Consider the following 16,848-nt stretch of genomic DNA (forward strand, 5'->3'; position numbering starts at 1 on the left):
TCGGCGCTGCCCCTCATCTGCCTGCCGGCATCTTCTCCCCGTATAGAGACGGGGAGAAGGACGCCTTCGCAAAGGATTTCGCCAATCTTCAGCGTTGCAGAAAGGGTGCCGAGGTTGCGGCCAGCCCCTTTCTCCCCGTCACTATACGGGGAGAAGTGCCCGGCAGGGCGATGAGGGGCGGCGCAAACCTGAAGCGATCGTCCTGCGGCTCGGGTCAGGCAGCCCGGCAGGGCAGAGGGGAGTGCGGAGCGCAAGCGTCGCCTCTTGGCCAACGGCTTCACTCGTTCCACTTCACCTTGGTGAGATCATTGGCCTGGATCGGCGCGTTTTCCCACAGGCCCTGCAGCTTGGCGTCCCAGACGCCGACCTTGGGCAGTTCGTAGAGGAAGCCGACCACGGCGTCGTCGGCCAAGATCTTCTGTGCCTGCCCCAGCAATTCCTTGCGCTTGGCTTCATCGGAGGTGACGTCCAGATCGGCGATCACCTTGTCGAAGGCCGGATTGTCGTAATTGAAGTAATAATCCTTACGCGCATAGATACCGATGTCGTTGGGCTCGGTATGGGAGACGATGGTCAGGTCGTAGTCCTTCTTGGTGAACACCTGGTCCAGCCACTGCGCCCATTCGACCGGGATGATCTCAAGGTTGATGCCGACGTCACGGAGCTGCGAGGCGATGATCTCGCCGCCGAGCCTGGCATAGGTGGGCGGCGGAAGCTTCAGCGTCGCCTTGAAGCCATTCTCCAGGCCTGCTTCCTTCAAGAGTTCCTTGGCCTTGGCGACATCGTGCGGATAGCGGCCGGTGAGGTCGACGTAGTCCTTGTTGGCCGGCGACATATGCGAGCCGATCGGCAGGCCGAGGCCGGCCGAGGCACCGTCGATGATCGCCTTGCGATCGAGCGCGTAGGAGATCGCCTGCCTGACCAGCAATTTGTCGAAGGGCGGCTTCTTGTTGTTGATCGACAGGATGGTTTCGCCTTCGGTCGAACCGATCACCACCTTGAAACGCGGATCGTCCTTGACCTGCGCGAGACTGTCGGGATCGAAGAATGGGAACGCCTGGATATCGCCGGAAAGCAATGCCGGTACGCTAGCAGCGGCATCGGGCACGATGCGGAACTCGACCTTGTCGAGGTAAGCCGGCGTGCCCCAATAGCTGTCGGATTTCACCAGTTTGATCGAGGATCCCTTGGCCCAGCTCTGGAATTTGAACGGGCCGGTCCCGACCGGCTTTTCCTTGTTGGCGTCAGCGGATTTCGGCGAGACGATGACAGCATCGCCCCAGCCCATATTGTAGAGGAAGGATCCCTGCGGGTTCTTCAACGTCACCTTGACCGTTGCCGGGTCGACCACGTCGACCGTATCGATGGCTGCGAACAGGGCTTTTTGCGCATTGACCGAATTGTCGGCGCGGGCGCGGTCGAGCGAGAATTTCACGTCGTCGGCGCTGAAGCCGGCGCCATCGTGGAATTTCACGCCGGTGTGCAGCTTGAAGGTGTAGGTCTTGCCGTCGTCGGAGATGGTCCAGCTTTCAGCCAAATCCGGCAGGACCTCGCCATTTGGCCCGATGCGGGTCAAGCCTTCGAACACGTTGGCGTAGAGAACCTCGTCGATTGCCGCGGCCGCGCCGGCGGTCGGATCGAGATGTGGCGGTTCGAGCGGGATGCCAATGACCAGATCGGTTCGCGCCGCCAGCGCGGGAGTGCCGACGGCCAGCGCCAGGACGGCGGCGGCCAGGATGGTTTTCCACAATTTCATGGTGCTACTCCCCGTGTGGTCAAACATGCGCTCAAACCGGGCGAATAGAAGCGTGATTTCGCACGGGAGTAAATTGCGTTTCGTGCCGCGCGGCGGCGTAGCCGGGAATGTTTTTCTCCGGACGGCCGCATTGATCGTTGGCTCTTGCCCGTGCGGCGCTATCGGGCGCCGCGCAGCAGCATGTTGAGCCCGAACGCCATCACCTTGGCCGATTCCACCATATCCGAGATCCCGACCCATTCGTCCGGCCGGTGGGCGAGATCGAGAATGCCCGGGCCATAGGCGATGCAATCATAGACATGGCCGATGCGGGCAATGTGCTTCTGGTCGTAGGTGCCGGGTGAAATGACGTAGTCGGGCTCGCGATCGAAGATCGCGTGGATGCCTTGCGCGATTGCCTTGACGACGGGAGCGTCGCGTTCGGTCATCAGCGGCAGCACCTCCATCAGGTCACGGATCTCGTAGTCGAACTTTTGCCGATCACGCTTCAGCCGCTCGAGAATGCCGGTCACCTCGCCCTTGACCGTGGCGATATCCTCTTCGAGCAGGAAGCGGCGGTCGATGGTCAGCCGGCAGGAATCGGGCACGTTGGGCGAGGGCAGGCCGGGCCGGAAATCCTCGGTCTGGCCGCCATGGATGGAGTTGATGTTCATGGTGGAACGCTTCGCCCCTTCGGGCACGACCGGCATGCGCGTCATCTTGCGGTCAAGCGCGGGGAACAATTCGTCCTCGAATGCCTGCAGCACGGCGCCCATATGGCGCACCGCATTGTCGCCGAGGAACGGCATCGAGCCATGCGCGATCTCGCCCTTGGTCTCGATCTCGGCCCACCAGACGCCGCGATGGCCAAGGCAGATGCGGTCCTTGTTCAGCGGTTCGGGAATGATGACGTGGTCGACCCTGGGTTTCGAGAAATAGCCGAGCCTCGCCAGATGCGCGACACCGCCGAAGCCGCCGGATTCCTCGTCGACCGTGCCTGATATCTCGATGGCACCGGGAAAATCGGGAAATACCTCCATGAAGGCTTCGGCCGCGATGATCGAGGAAGCCAGGCCGCCCTTCATGTCGCAGGCGCCGCGGCCATAGACCTTGCCGTCCCTGACGACGCCGGCGAAGGGATCGACGGTCCAGCCGTCGCCGGCCTCGACGACATCGATATGCGAGTTGAAGTGGACGCAGGCGCCGGGCGAGCGGCCCTCGAAGCGTGCGACGACGTTGACGCGCGGGTAGCGGTCGGTGTCGCCGGGCGTGCCTTCGGCGCGGATGAACTCGGTTTCGAAGCCGCTCTTCTTCAGCCGCGCGCCAAGAAATTCGGCGCATGGCCGGTACGCTTCGCCGGGGGGGTTGATGGTGGGAAAACGGATCAACTCGGCGGTCAGCGCGACGAGATCGTCGCGCCGGTCATCGATCGCTTGGAAGAGTCGCTCGTTCATGGCCCGAGTTGAGCAACGATCGGCGTCGTTTTGCAAGTCCGCTGGCAATTGGGCCGTTGCGGCGTGTCGTTACGGCAACTCTTGCGGGAATTCGTTCAAATTCGCTGCTTTGGATTGGCGAATTGGTCAAGGGTATATGTTATGCCGTTCACCTGTCATTAAAGAGATGAAAAACGACGTGAAGGCAGGCAAGGGGCAATCAAAGGGGTTTGATCGCATGAAAAAGACAGTTCTCATGGCAGCAGCACTTGTCACGATGCTGTTGGGTGTTTCGGTGCAGAGCTGGGCAGCCAGCCTCATTGCAAATATAGACGTGTCGTCGCAGACGATGACGATCAGGTACGGCCAGGACGTTTACCGGTGGAGCGTGTCCACGGCTCGGTCCGGCTACTTCACGCCACGCGGCACCTACCGGCCGCAGCGAACGGCCCGGATGTGGTATTCGCGCAAATACGACATGTCGCCGATGCCTTATTCCGTGTTCTTCCACGGCGGCTATGCCATCCACGGAACGGGCGCGGTGAGGCAGCTCGGCCGACCGGCGTCGCATGGCTGCGTGCGGCTGCATACGGCCAATGCGGCGGCTTTCTACTCGATGGTGCGAGAAGTCGGCTTCGGCAACACGCGCATCGTCGTGAGGAACTGACTGCTAAGCCGGCTTGTGCCGGAGGCGCATCGGACGGCTCCAGACTACGCGCTTCGGGTCTTTGCCTTGCGTCGCTTGCGGCTGATGTCCCATCTCTTGTGGAACCACATCCACTGGCCGGGATCCTCGCGCACCCAGCGCTCGACCACGTCGTTGAGAAGCTGGGTGGTGGCGCGCACGTCGACACTGCCATCGGCGGTGCGGGGCAATGTCAGCTTCTCTTCTATCTCGAGCCTGAAGCGATTGCCCGGCAGCCTGACGCAGCGCGCCGGGTAGACGTCGCAATCATAATGACGGGCAAGTGTGCCGAGCACGCGATTGCTCTGGCAGGGGCGGCCGAAGAATGTCGTTTCCAGGCCGCCCGTGAACTTCTGGTCGACAAGGACCCCGATATTGCCGCCGTTTTCCAATACCGAGGCGAGCGCGAACGAGGCGCCCGCCATCGAGGGCAGCAACGATCCCATGGTCGCGCGGCGCGTCGAGAGGATGTAGTCAGCCAGGTACGGATTGTTGGGCGGGCGAAACAGCGCGGTGATATTCATGCCGAAAGTAGCCGCCGCCACCGGCAGCAATTCAAAATTGCCGAGATGTCCGGTGAAGACGATGTGCGGCTTCTTTTCGGCCGCGATCTCGACGAAATGGTCTACTCCCCTGACCTCGACACGGCCGGGACTGGTGGCGGCTGGATCGTAGTCGAACAAGGCGTCGAGAAAGATGTATTCGGCGGCCAGACGCGCCATGTTGCCCCACATGTCGGAGGCGATGGCCTGGATCTCGGCTTCGCTCTTGTGCGGATAGGCCTTGCGCAGATTGTCGACAGCCACATTATGGCGTCCGACCCATGGACCGATGCGGCGGGCGACGCGGTCGGCGAAATTCAGCGCGCTGTCGGGCGGCAGCAGGCGCAGCACCGAGATGATGATCATCGCAATGCGCGCGACCAGCCAGTGCTCGAACCGGCGCAATTGCCGGCCGTAGCGGAACATCAGGTCGCGGCGAAGCTTCTTCAACACAGAAGTCAGGGCCTAGACGACGCGTAGGATGATCTTGCCAAAGACGTCGCGGCCTTCCATGCGCTTCAGCGCGGCGTCGATGTCGTCGAAGCCGACTTCGGTATCGATGACGGGTGCGACCTGTCCCGCCGCCATCTTCTGCATGGCGTTGGCCATGTTCTCCATGCGGCAGCCGAAGGAGCCGAGCAGCTTCAACTGCTGCTGGAAGAGCTGCATCAGATTGACCTGCGCCGACACGCCGGACGTCGAGCCGCAGGTGACGAGCCGGCCACCGCGCTTCAGGCACAGCATCGAGCCGGCAAAGGTGTCGGCGCCGACATGTTCGAAGACGACGTCGACGCCCTTCTTCTTGGTCAGCTTGCGCACGACGCCCTCGAACCGGTCGTCACGGTAGTTGATGACATGATCGGCGCCGAGCGCCTTGGCCTTGTCTATCTTGTCGTTCGAGCCGACCGTGGTGATGACCGTGCAGCCCATCCGCTTCGCCAGCTGGATGGCGGCCGAGCCGATGCCGGATCCGCCGGCATGGACTAGGATCGTCTCGCCGGGCTCGAGCCTGGCATTGTCGAACAGCATGTGTTCGACGGTGCCGAAAGTGACGGGGGCGACAGCCGCGCCGATCTCGCTCACGCCTGGAGGGACGGGGACCAGCAGGCGCGCCGGCAGGTTGATCTTCTCCTGCGCGAAGCCGTCGAGGTGGAAGCCATGAACGCCCGAGACGTGTTCGCAAAGATTGTCGCGGCCTTCGCGGCAGGCACGGCAAAGGCCGCAGGTGCGCGCGCCGTAGATCGAGACCAACTGTCCCGGCAGCAGGCCGGAAACGCCGGGACCGACGGTCTCGACCTCGCCGGAGGCTTCCGCGCCGACGACCAGCGGCAGCTTGCGCTTGGCGAAAGCCATGCCGCGCCAGCCCCAGACGTCAATGTGGTTCAGCGCCACTGCCTTGATGCGCAGCGTCACCTCGCCGAGCGCGGGCGGCGGCGGGGGCGGCAGGTCCACCGTTTCAAGACGGCGGTCCTCGATAAGTTGCAGTGCGCGCATGGAGCCTGTCGGTTCTGTTCTAGCGGAAGTGGCTCGCTTAGACCGGTTCCCGCGCCATGACAAGGCAAGTGTTCTGGCCGCCAAAGCCGAAGGAGTTCGAAAGCACGGTGCCAACCTGCGCATTGCGCTTCTTGTTGGGCACGACATCGAGCACGATCGCCGGATCGGGATTGTCGTAGTTGATGGTCGGCGGAATGACGCCTTCGCGCATGGTCATCAGGGAAAATGCCGCTTCCACCGCGCCGGCGGCGGACAGCGTATGGCCGATCATCGACTTGTTGGACGAGATCGGCATCGAGCCGATCCGCTCGCCGAACACCGTCGACAGCGACAGGTGCTCCATCTTGTCATTTTCCGGCGTCGAGGTGCCGTGCGCGTTGACATAGTCGATCTCGTCCTCGCCCAGGCCGGCATCGGCGAGGGCGGCGCGCACCGCCGCGATCGCCGGCGAACCATCCGGCTTGGAGCGGGTGCGGTGGAAATCGTCCGCCTTTTCGCCGCAGCCGCGCAGAATGCCCAGAACGCTCGCTCCACGGGCGAGCGCTGCCTCCAGCGATTCCAGCACCAGAGCGCCGGAACCTTCGGCCAGCACGAAGCCGTCGCGGTCCTTGGAGAAGGGCTTGGAAGCCTTTTCCGGGATGTCGTTGTGGGTCGAAAGCGCCGACAGCAGCGAAAAACGGATCAGCGCCTCGGCGGTCGCCGAGCCGTCCGCGCCGATCGACAGCGCCCGGTCGCATTCGCCTCTGCGGATTGCCTCGACCCCAAGCTGGATGGCCGTGGCGCCGGAGGCGCAAGCGGTCGACAGCGTGATCGGCAGGCCGCGCGTGCCGAAACGGTCGGCGAGCCGGTCGGCGATCGACCCGAACTGCGTGGTCTCGAAAGTATCGAGCTCCTTCAGGCCGCGCGCCACCCGAAGCAGCCTTTCGGCACCGGCGTCGTGCTTGTCGGAATTATAGAGCGCGAACCGCTCATGCCAGTCGAGTTCGACCGGCGGCGAGGCCAGAAACAGCGGTCCGCCGAAGTCGCTGGAATTGAGGCCGGCTTCGGCAACGGCTTCCTGCGCGGCCGTCTCCGCCAGTTCGTATGTGAGGGGGCTGGCGCCCTTCGAGCTCGACGCAAGGAAATCGACCATGCCGGAAATGCGGGTGTTGAGGTGGTCGACAGGGAAGCGGGTGATCGGGTGGATGCCCGATCTGCCCGAGGTCAGCGCCGTCCAGTTGTCTGATTTGCCGGCTCCAAGGGAAGTAACCACGCCGATGCCTGTGACGGCAACGATCGGCCTGCCCATGTGATCTCTGAGATTGGCCATCCGGAAGCCCTAACCTTTGTCGTTGTATGTGGCTGGCCGCTCTATGCGGCGTTGACCAGCGCCATGCCCTCGAATTGGTGGTAGCCGATCGCCGTTGCAAGGACGCTTCTTGGAATGCCTTCGAACGGTTTCTCGGCAGCGGCATCGAAAACGGGATAAGCGGCCTTGCGGTCGACGGCGAGCGCCGCCAGCGCCACGGCGAAGGGAAACTGCGCTTCCTTCATGTGGCCGGTCAGCGTCGCGAAGCCGCGCACCGCGATCGCGGGATTGCTGTCGAACGCCGACTTCTCGGCGGCGGTAGCCGCGTGAGCGCCTGAGGCGCCAGACAGGGAAAGCAAGCCGCCATTCGGCACGGCGGTCTTCTTGAGCAGCGCGGCGATCTCGGAATCGAGCTCGCCCTGCCGCCGCCTAGCACGGCCGGAGACGACCGGGCCGAGCTCGGCATAGATCTTGCGCCCCCGGCTTGCCGCGTGTTCGCGCTGCTCCAGCACCAGGAAAGCGCCGCCGGATCCCGACACCACGCCGCCACCTTCGGCGCCTTGCCGCTGCCAGACGGGCTTCCAGGCGCCGCGATGCAGGTAGCCGGCAAGCTCATAGCCGAGCAACATATCGGAATGTTCGGTCTGGAAAGCGCCGCCCACCAGTATATGCGTCGACTGGCCGGAACGAATGCGCGCGGCAGCCGTCTCGACGGCGGCTACGCCGGCGCCTTCCTCGCCCATGAAGGTCCTGGACGATCCCGTCACCTTGTGGACGATGGAGATGTTGCCGGCGAGCAGATTGGAAAGCTGTGCCAGGAACAGGGTGGGGCGCAGTTCGGTGGTGAGCTTCTCGTTGAGCAGCACGTCACGGTCGTTGCGGCTTTCTGAGGCGGCCAGGATGGCGGCATCGACCGCTTCGTCGCGCTCGCCGCCGCCGGCGGCCACGACCATGTCCATGGTCGTGCAGAGCTCGTCATTGCCCTTGATGCCGGCATCGTCCAGCGCAAGACCCGCGGCATAGGTGCCGAGCCTTTGCCAGGTTTCCATCTGGCGCTGGTCGCCGCGCTTGGCGATCTGCAGGTTCCAGTCGATCTCCGGCAGCGGATGGACGGTGTAGGGCGCGAAACGCTCGGCTTCGAGCACCGGCTTCTGACCCGGCTGAGTGAGCTTGCGCCAGTGTTCATCGGGGCCTTCTCCCAACGAGGAGACAAGGCCAATGCCGGTGATGACGACGTCGCGGGGGCTCATGGATGATCGGGTACGGATCAGGCGGTCTTGGCGGCGACCAGTGCGTCGATCTTGGCGCACAGGTTCTTCATGACAAAGTAATCGTCCGTCGAGGCCTTGCCGTCATTGACTTCCTGGGTCCACTTTTCCAGCGGCACCTTGATGCCGAATTCCTTGTCGATGGCGAAGACGATGTCGAGGAAATCGAGGCTGTCGATGCCGAGATCGTCGATCGTGTGGCTCTCGGGCGTGATGGTGTCGATATCGATCTCGCTGGTGTCGGCAATGATCTTGGCGACTTTGTCGAACGTGGTGGACAAGGGCTTTTCCTTCGGTTGCGGGCGGAATCTGTCCGCATCTTGTTTGGGCGCTGTCTAATCGGTTTTTCCCGGCAGGAAAAGGCCTGATACGCCGGGCGCAGATGGGTAGCGTGCCCAAGAAACGCAAGACGGGCCGCCGGTCAACCCGGCGGCCCCCCCATGGCTGGCGACCGCGGATGATGTTGGCCTCATTGTCGCGGCCCTAGCGCGGCATCTTTTTTGGGTGGTATTTTGGCAACATTACCTCTGTCGCAAGTCCTCATCGACGCGTGGCTGCTCGCGGATGCGCCGGTCGGCCCCGATTTAGAACGTAACCCGGCCGAGCACACGCAGACCGTCGCCCTGCGGCTCGACGACAACGGCTTCGCCCTCGCGCGGCGAGACGCCGGTCAACGCAGCGATATTTTCCAGATGAGTGACCATGACCAGGTTGTCAGAGCCGGAATAGGCGCGGATTTCCTTCATGATCGCGGCGATCTGGGCCGCCTTTTGCGCCGCGTCGCCCTTCAGCAGGTCGAGCGGCGCGAAAGGCTCCGGCTCGGTCTCGAAGGCGATGCGCGCGGTGTCGAGGCAGCGGCAATAGCGGCTGGACAGCACGCGCTCGATCGGCGCGGCGCGGGCGGCAAGCAAGGCGCCGATCTTGCTCGACTGCTGCTTGCCGCGTGCGGACAGATTGACCTGGGTGGCGCAGCTGTCGATATCAAAATTGGCGGGATCGGTGGTGCCGGTGACCATGGCATGGCGCAAAAGCACGACATGGCCGCCATCGCGCAGCAGCGCCCAGCCGGCATCCGTCGCATGCGCTGCAGCCGGAACGCCAAACAGGAACAACGCCAAGGCAAATCGGATCATCGTAATCCTTCCAGAAGCCGGGTACCGGCCACCCGCATATAGGGATCGGAAAGCAGGTACAAAGACAAGCGAAAGGCCTGCGGTCTCCGCGGTCTCACTTCTCCTTCGTCATCCGCTGCTTCACCAGATCGGTCTTCCGGTCGTGAGCGGGATGGGAAAAGTCCAGCCGCCTTCGGCGATGCCCCGCTTGGCAGAACAAATTCGGGGTCGAAGAAATTCGGGCGCGATTGCACCGCGACCTTGGCTCGCCTATCCCTGGAAAAATGTCTCCGCTTACCGAAACCGTCCTTTTCGTCTTCAGCCTCGTGGCGCTCGGCTACCTCGCCGGGTTCACCGGTTATATGAAGCCGGCGAGCGGCGAGGGGATATCCGATTTCGCGGTCAGCGTTGCGATGCCGCTGCTGTTGTTCCAGACGATGGTGAATGCCGATTTCCACGGGGTGGCACCGTGGTCGCTATGGGGGGCCTATTTCGCGGCGGTGGCAATCACCTGGGCCGCCGGCCATGTCGTTACCACGCGGATATTCGGACGCGACGCACGCGCGGGTGTCGTCGGCGGGGTGTCGTCGGCCTATTCCAATGTTGTCCTGCTCGGCGCGCCGTTCATTCTCGGCATATTCGGGCGGGATGGATTCGAGGTGCTGTCGCTCCTGGTTTCCGTGCATCTGCCTGTCATGATGATGGCTTCGATCGTGCTGTTCGAGATGTTCGGCCGCGGCGGCGGCGAGCATGTGCACCCCGTGCGCGTCGTCCGCAATTTCCTGAGGCGGCTGTTCATCAATCCGCTGATCATCGGCATTCTTTTGGGTCTCGCATGGCGCTTCAGCGGCATCCCGCTGCCCGAACTGGTCATGCGGCTGGTGGACGCGCTGGCCGGCACCGCCGGGCCGGTGGCGCTGTTCGCCATGGGGCTCAGCCTGCGCCGCTTCGGCATATCAGGCAATGTCCGCCCGGCGCTGGCGCTATCAACACTGAAGCTGTTCCTGATGCCGGCGCTGGTTCTGATCTTCGTCTGGTTGCTCGGCCTGCCGCCCTTGACCGCCAAGGTAGCGGTCGTGGTGGCGGCGCTCCCATCCGGCATCAATTCCTATCTCATTGCCGTGCAGTTCAACACAGGCCAGGCGCTGGCGTCGAACCAGATGACCATCGCGACCGCGAGCGCGGTCGTTACCACTGCTTTCTGGCTGGCGGTGAGCGTGCACGTGTTCGGCTGACATGAATAAGACCGGAGTCTGAGCCGCTCGGCGTGAATCCGGTTTGACGCGATGTCTCAGCGGTGAAATCAAACCTCGGCTCTCGCCTTGCACTGGCATAACCCCTATATGCCATCTTGCGATTGCTTGCGGGGCTTTCCCTAGGTTAAGAGCAATGGCCCCAGCGCACGGTGCGCTAATCGAAGACATCCAGATAGCGGCCCGTGAGCGCCGAACGGAGGCTAGACCATGCTTCAGAAAACCAGCCATTTCATGCGCCAGGCCAATCTTATCAACGGCGAATGGGTGCAGGCCGACAGCGGCCAGACGGTCGACGTCACCAATCCGGCAACCGGCCTCAAGATCGGCACCGTGCCGAAAGCGGGCAAGGTCGAGACCCGCCGCGCCATCGAAGCCGCCGACGAAGCTTTCAAGACCTGGCGCAAGACGACCGCGCTCGAGCGCTCGAAGCTGCTGCGCAAGCTGCACGATGCCATGATGGACAATCAGGACGTTCTGGCGGAGCTCCTGACCATTGAACAGGGCAAGTCGCTGTTCGAATCGAAGGGCGAGATCGGCTCGGCCGCCTCCTACATCCTGTGGTTCGCCGAGGAGGGCCGCCGCACCTATGGTGATGTCGTGCCGTCGCCGTGGGCGGACCGCCGCATCCTGGTGACCAAGGAACCGGTCGGCGTCATCGCCGCCATCACGCCGTGGAATTTCCCGTCCTCGATGCTGGCCCGCAAGCTCGGCCCGGCACTCGCCGCGGGTTGCACCGCCGTGGTCAAGCCCGCCTCGCAGACGCCTTACTCCGGTCTCGCCTGGGGCGCGCTGGCCGAGGAAGTCGGCTTCCCCAAGGGCGTAATCAACATCCTGACCGGTGCGGCCGGCGAAATTGGCGATGAGATCTGCGCCAATCCGCTGGTCAAGAAGATCACTTTTACCGGCTCGACCGAGGTCGGCAAGATCCTGATCCAGAAGTCGTCCGTCACCGTGAAGAAGGTGTCGATGGAGCTCGGCGGCAATGCGCCGTTCATCGTCTTCGACGACGCCGACATCGACCGCGCCGTCGCCGGTGCGATCACAGCCAAGTACCGCAATTCGGGCCAGACCTGCGTCTGTACGAACCGCTTCCTTGTCCAGGCCGGCGTCTATGACCGGTTCGTCGAGAAGCTGGCTGCCGCCAGCGACAAGCTGAAGGTCGGCTCCGGCCTGGAGGAGGGCGTGCAGCAGGGGCCGCTGATCGACGAGAAGGCGGTCGAGAAGGTCGAGGAACTGATCGCCGATGCGACTTCGAAGGGCGGCAAGGTCGTCGCTGGCGGCAAGCGCCATGCGCTCGGCGGCTCGTTCTTCCAGCCGACCGTCATCGCCGATGCGACGCCCAAGATGCGCTTCATGAAGGAAGAGATATTCGGGCCGGTGGCGCCCGTCTTCAGGTTCGAGACCGAGGAAGAAGCGATTGCGCTTGCCAATGACACCGAATTCGGCCTCGCCTGCTATTTCTACACCGGCGATCTCGGCCGCGCCTTCCGCGTCATGGAAGGGCTGAAATATGGCATGGTCGGCGTCAATGAAGGCCTGATCACCACGCCGGAAGCACCGTTCGGCGGCGTCAAGGAGTCCGGGCTCGGCAAGGAAGGCGGACATCAGGGTATCGAGGATTACCTCGACACCAAATATGTCTGCATCGGCGGCCTCGGCCTCTGATAGACTGTCGCCGGGACAGGCAGGCCTATGATCTGCCTGCCCCGGCTACGAAACGGGCCGTCTGGATCAACTGACGTTTGCGGGCATGGCAATGAAGGACGGCGAGGTTTTCGGCACCACCCAGGCGGGCGACCCGATTCGCCGCTTCACCATCAGAGGCGGCGGACTTAGCGCCAATATCCTTGGGCTCGGCGCGATCATCCAGGACCTGCGCCTGGCCGGCCACGATGCGCCTCTCGTGCTCGGCTATGATAATCTATCATCCTATGAAACCGACACGGCTTTCTTCGGCGCGGTCGTCGGCCGCTATGCCAACCGCATCCGCGACGGCCGTTTCACCATCGCCGGCAAGCGCTACCAGACCGAGCGCAATTTTCTCGACAAGCACACGCTGCATGGAGGCTCGCAAGGCTTTTTCCATCGGCCGTGGACGGTTTCGCTGCACGGGCGGGACTTCGTCACGCTGACGCTGCACGATCCCGACGGCACGATGGGCTTTCCCGGCGCACTCGACGTCACCTGCACCTACCGGCTGAAGATCCCCGGCACGCTCAGCGTCGAGATATCAGCCACATGCGAGGAGCCGACGCTGTGCAATCTCACGCAGCATTCCTACTTCAATCTCGATGATGGCGGGACGGGCGACATCCTCGATCACCGGATGATGCTCAATGCCGGCGCCTATCTGCCGGTGGATGGCGAGATGATTCCAACGGGCACGGTGAAGCCTGTCGACGGCACGCCTTTCGATTTCCGCCAGGCACGGCCGCTGCGCATGGAGATCGAGGGCGAGCAGCTTGCCTATGACCAGAACTTCTGCCTCGCTTCGGCGCGCGGGCCGCTCAAGCAGGCGGCGTGGGTGCAAGGCGCGAGCTCCGGCGTCGAGATGGAACTGTGGACCACGGAGCCCGGCGTCCAGCTCTATACCGGCCAGTATGTGACGCCGCGCACGGGGCTGGAAGGGCGAAACCACAAAGCTTTCTGTGGTTTTTGCCTGGAGCCGCAAATATGGCCGGACGCGCCGAACCGGCCGTATTTCCCGCAGGCGACACTGTGGCCGGGTGCGATCTACCATCACGTGACGGAATATCGGTTCCGGCTGCCCTGACCCTCAATCCGTTTCGAATGCCGCACGCAACGTCTCGAATGGCGCCAATGCGCCGCGAACCTGCACCACGCTGGCCGCGACACGGTGCGCGCGCTTCGTAGCCTCCGCAGGGGTGTGTCCGGCGAGACGCGCGCCGAGATAGCCGCCGTTGAAGGAATCGCCCGCGCCCGTGGTGTCGACGGGCGTGGCCACATGGATCGCCTGAACGTCCCGCAGCGTCCCGTTCTCGACGATCAGCGCGGCCTGTTCGCCGTTCTTGACCACCACTTCGCCGACCAGTTGCCCGAGCCGCCCAGCCGTTGCCTGTGGCGCTTCATCGCCGAACAGCATCTGCTCGTCCGGGAAAGTCGGCAATGCGATGTCGGTGACGGCGAGCGCCTCCAGGATCGCGGCTTGCGCCTCCTCGCGATCGCGCCACAGCCGTGGCCGGTAGTTGGGATCGAAGGCGATCAGGGACCCCGCGGATCGCGCCTCGGCCACGGCCGATAGCAACGTGGCGCGCGCAGCGGAGTCCAGAATTCCCAAAGTGATTCCGGAAAAGTAGACAAGCGCCTGCTTTTCAAGGCTTTTTGCCAACGCAGCCGGATTGGAGGCAAGCTGCCTGGCAGCTGCATCGCCGCGCCAATAGGTGAAGGAGCGTTCAGCGCCGGTCAGCGTGATGGCATAGAGGCCGGGCCGCGCCCCCGGGATAACAGGGCTTTCGCCAATGCCGATGCCATTGTCCGCGAAGAAGCCGATCTGGTCTTGCGAGAAAGGATCGTCTCCGAAAGCCGAGACGTAGGTCGCTGGCCTTCCACTCAGCGCATGCAGGGCCCACAGCGTGTTGAACGTATCGCCGGCAAATCCCATGCGCCAGTTCGAACCCGTTTGGCCCGAAAGCTCGATCATGCATTCGCCGATCGAGGCGACACCTTTGCCGATCATGATCCATTCCCCTGTTACGATGCTGCTGTAGCTTTTTGGAGAGTAGAGCGCCATGCTTGGCAAGGGCGGTTTTTTCCGTCACCTGCGATTCCAACAGGTTTGGCGGGATGCGATCGGTGCGGCAAAACGTTATCCCCTGAAGAGGAACCGGCTTGGCTTCGATATGGCGTTATCTTTTGGCGGGTCTTGGTCTGGCAGCCTTGCTGGCTGGCATCCTGGCAGTGGTCTATCTGACCGCACCGCGAACCGCGCAGGTTGCCGGCCCGGATATCTCCCGAACCAAAAAGACCGAGAACGGATTGTTTATGGCGAGCTTCGCGCCGGAACGCGGCGTCGTCCGTCAAGGCGAACTGGAAGCCTGGCTGTTGACGTTGAAGACGATAGCCGGGACGCCGGTGGAAGGGGCCGCGATCGCGGTATCGGGAGGCATGCCGCAGCACCGCCACGGCCTGCCGACCAGCCCGCAAGCGACGGACTATCTCGGCGACGGGCGCTATCGCATCGAGGGCGTGAAATTCACCATGAGCGGCTGGTGGCAGTTGCATTTTGCCATCTCCGCGACGGCTGGGTCGGATACGGTCGTCTTCAACGTCGTGCTGTGAGCCGCAGATGAGGCGTCTTGCGCGCTTTTTCGTCTTGATGGCGATGGCCGTTCTTGCCGGCTGCGGCAAGCCGGACTTTTCCGATGCCGAGAAGAAGACCATCGCCTCGCTGGCGCTGTCGAGGCTGCCGGCGCTGAAACCCGACACCACCAACCGGTTCGCCGATGTCCCGGCCGCCGCTGCCCTTGGCTCGACGCTGTTCTTTGACGCCAGCATGAGCCGCGACGGCACGGTGTCCTGCTCGACCTGCCACAAGATCGACCGGCAGTTTCAGGACGGCCTGCCGCAGGCGGTTGGCGTCGGCCGCACGAACCGGCGTACCATGCCGCTCGCCGGCATCGCACGCGATCCCTGGTTTTTCTGGGACGGACGGCGCGACAGCCTGTGGGCGCAGGCGCTGACGCCGCTGGAGAACCCGCTGGAGCAGGCGGGAAACCGTGCCGCCTATGCGCATTACATCAAGGCGCGCTTCGGCGACCGCTATGAGCGCATCTTCGGCCCGCTGCCCGATCTGTCCGACATACCAGCCAATGCCAGTCCGCTCGGCAGCGATGCCGAGAAGGCTGCATGGAGCGCCATGAGCGACCAGCAGCGTGACGCGATAAACCGGGTGTTCGCCAACATCGGCAAGGCAATCGCTGCCTTCGAACGCTCGATCGAGCCGCCGCAGGCCCGCTTCGACCGGTTCGCGCTGGACCTGGCGACCGGCGCCGAGCCGAAAGGCGACGCCGCCTTCTCCCGGGAGGAAATCCTCGGCCTGAAACTGTTCATCGGCAAGGCCAATTGCGTGACCTGCCACAATGGGCCGCGCTTCACCGACAATGGGTTCCACAACACCGGCGTGCCGCCGGTCAACGGGCTGCCGCCGGATCGCGGCCGCGTCGACGCGGTACGCCAAGTTCAAGCCGACCCGTTCAACTGCTTCGGCGCCTATCGCGATGGCGATGTCGGCGCCTGCGGCGAATTGCGGTTCATGGTCAAGGATGCGCCGGAATTGGTGCGCGCCTACAAGACGCCTTCGCTTCGCGGCGCGGCGACGCGGCCGCCCTACATGCACGCCGGTCAGTTTGCGTCGCTCGACGAGGTGGTGGCGCATTATGCCAAGGCTGCCCCCAGTGTGGAGGGGACATCCGAAATTCATCCGCTGGCGCTGTCGGACCGCGAGCGCGCGGCGCTGGTGGCGTTTTTGAAGACCTTGGCGGAATGAACTATCGATCCTTCACAGTCTCCATCGCCACGAAGGTCGAGGTCTGGGCGACATGGGGCAGGGCGGAGATGCGCTCGCCCAGCACGCGGCGATAGGCGGCGATGTCGCGGGTGCGGACCTTCAGCAGATAATCGAAGCTCGACGCCATCATGTGGCACTGTTCGACCTCCGGAACGGCTTGGACAGAGCGGTTGAAAGCGTCCAGCGCGGCGGACCGGGTGTCGGACAGTTTCACCTGGACGAAGGCGACATGGCCTTCGCCCATGCGCTCGCGATTGATAATCGCCTGGTAGCCTCTGATATAGCCGTCCTTCTCCAGCCGCTTCACCCGCGCCTGAACCGGCGTCTTGGACAGGCCGACCTTGGCGGCGAGCTCCGACATGGAAAGCCTGCCGGCGCTTGCCAGCGCCGACAGGATGTTCCTGTCGATGCGGTCCAATTGGTCTTCCCTCATCGAAAATGCAGCCTTCTTCGGGTAGTTTGCGGTGATATGATAGATCGATCGAACTGCAATGTCGATTTCTTCAGA

At 63.4% G+C, this 16,848-nt stretch carries 16 protein-coding genes; 6 read left to right on the forward strand and 10 right to left on the reverse strand.

Annotated features, from left to right (window positions below):
- Positions 1–277: 277 nt before the first annotated feature.
- Positions 278–1,756, reverse strand: coding sequence for an ABC transporter substrate-binding protein (locus tag FJ972_RS15800; protein WP_140521078.1), 1,479 nt, complete (start codon positions 1,754–1,756; stop codon positions 278–280).
- Positions 1,757–1,914: 158 nt separating this feature from the next.
- A complete protein-coding gene (locus FJ972_RS15805; RefSeq protein ID WP_140521077.1) occupies positions 1,915–3,189 on the reverse strand; it encodes an acetylornithine deacetylase/succinyl-diaminopimelate desuccinylase family protein in 1,275 nt (424 codons plus the stop codon).
- Between the two features lie 217 nt (positions 3,190–3,406).
- Here FJ972_RS15805 and FJ972_RS15810 point away from each other — a divergent pair, with 217 nt between their 5' ends.
- On the forward strand, positions 3,407–3,835 hold the full coding sequence (locus FJ972_RS15810; RefSeq protein ID WP_140521076.1) for a L,D-transpeptidase: 429 nt from the start codon (positions 3,407–3,409) through the stop codon (positions 3,833–3,835).
- A gap of 44 nt (positions 3,836–3,879) precedes the next feature.
- On the opposite strand, the gene FJ972_RS15815 is transcribed toward FJ972_RS15810, so the two are convergent.
- From FJ972_RS15815 to FJ972_RS15840, 6 genes are all read right to left on the reverse strand, one after another.
- Entirely contained in the window at positions 3,880–4,821 is a 942-nt protein-coding gene (locus FJ972_RS15815) for a lipid A biosynthesis lauroyl acyltransferase (RefSeq protein WP_181173485.1), read from the reverse strand.
- A gap of 39 nt (positions 4,822–4,860) precedes the next feature.
- Complete coding sequence (locus tag FJ972_RS15820; protein ID WP_140521074.1) at positions 4,861–5,889, reverse strand: zinc-binding dehydrogenase; 1,029 nt, start codon at positions 5,887–5,889, stop codon at positions 4,861–4,863.
- A 37-nt stretch (positions 5,890–5,926) separates the two neighbouring features.
- Complete coding sequence (locus FJ972_RS15825) at positions 5,927–7,198, reverse strand: beta-ketoacyl-ACP synthase (protein WP_140495696.1); 1,272 nt, start codon at positions 7,196–7,198, stop codon at positions 5,927–5,929.
- Between the two features lie 41 nt (positions 7,199–7,239).
- Positions 7,240–8,427: a beta-ketoacyl-ACP synthase gene (locus FJ972_RS15830; protein ID WP_140521073.1), complete on the reverse strand. Its 1,188-nt coding sequence runs from the start codon at positions 8,425–8,427 to the stop codon at positions 7,240–7,242.
- Positions 8,428–8,444: 17 nt separating this feature from the next.
- A complete protein-coding gene (locus FJ972_RS15835; RefSeq protein WP_010909964.1) occupies positions 8,445–8,726 on the reverse strand; it encodes an acyl carrier protein in 282 nt (93 codons plus the stop codon).
- A 303-nt stretch (positions 8,727–9,029) separates the two neighbouring features.
- A complete protein-coding gene (locus FJ972_RS15840; protein WP_140517227.1) occupies positions 9,030–9,578 on the reverse strand; it encodes a histidine phosphatase family protein in 549 nt (182 codons plus the stop codon).
- Positions 9,579–9,841: 263 nt separating this feature from the next.
- Here FJ972_RS15840 and FJ972_RS15845 point away from each other — a divergent pair, with 263 nt between their 5' ends.
- The 3 genes from FJ972_RS15845 (at position 9,842) to FJ972_RS15855 (ending at position 13,586) form a co-directional block, all read left to right on the forward strand.
- Positions 9,842–10,792, forward strand: a complete 951-nt coding sequence (locus FJ972_RS15845; protein ID WP_140521072.1) for an AEC family transporter — start codon at positions 9,842–9,844, stop codon at positions 10,790–10,792.
- 228 nt (positions 10,793–11,020) lie between these two features.
- On the forward strand, positions 11,021–12,478 hold the full coding sequence (locus tag FJ972_RS15850; RefSeq protein WP_140517224.1) for an NAD-dependent succinate-semialdehyde dehydrogenase: 1,458 nt from the start codon (positions 11,021–11,023) through the stop codon (positions 12,476–12,478).
- An 85-nt stretch (positions 12,479–12,563) separates the two neighbouring features.
- Positions 12,564–13,586 carry an aldose epimerase family protein gene (locus FJ972_RS15855; RefSeq protein ID WP_140517222.1) on the forward strand — a complete coding sequence of 341 codons (1,023 nt, stop codon included), beginning with the start codon at positions 12,564–12,566 and terminating at the stop codon, positions 13,584–13,586.
- A 3-nt stretch (positions 13,587–13,589) separates the two neighbouring features.
- Here FJ972_RS15855 and FJ972_RS15860 read toward each other — a convergent pair whose 3' ends face one another.
- Positions 13,590–14,510 carry a sugar kinase gene (locus tag FJ972_RS15860; RefSeq protein ID WP_140521071.1) on the reverse strand — a complete coding sequence of 307 codons (921 nt, stop codon included), beginning with the start codon at positions 14,508–14,510 and terminating at the stop codon, positions 13,590–13,592.
- 152 nt (positions 14,511–14,662) lie between these two features.
- Between FJ972_RS15860 and FJ972_RS15865 the strand changes: the two genes are divergently transcribed.
- Both FJ972_RS15865 and FJ972_RS15870 read left to right on the forward strand, forming a co-directional pair.
- The gene (locus tag FJ972_RS15865) at positions 14,663–15,112 is read left to right on the forward strand and encodes a FixH family protein (protein ID WP_140495703.1); all 450 of its coding nucleotides are present in this window, start codon (positions 14,663–14,665) and stop codon (positions 15,110–15,112) included.
- 7 nt (positions 15,113–15,119) lie between these two features.
- Entirely contained in the window at positions 15,120–16,319 is a 1,200-nt protein-coding gene (locus FJ972_RS15870) for a cytochrome-c peroxidase (protein ID WP_140521070.1), read from the forward strand.
- Position 16,320: 1 nt separating this feature from the next.
- On the opposite strand, the gene FJ972_RS15875 is transcribed toward FJ972_RS15870, so the two are convergent.
- Entirely contained in the window at positions 16,321–16,773 is a 453-nt protein-coding gene (locus tag FJ972_RS15875) for an Lrp/AsnC family transcriptional regulator (protein WP_140521069.1), read from the reverse strand.
- Positions 16,774–16,848 lie beyond the last annotated feature (75 nt).

Origin of the sequence: Mesorhizobium sp. B2-1-1, from assembly GCF_006442975.2 — a bacterium.
Taxonomy (GTDB): Bacteria; Pseudomonadota; Alphaproteobacteria; order Rhizobiales; family Rhizobiaceae; genus Mesorhizobium.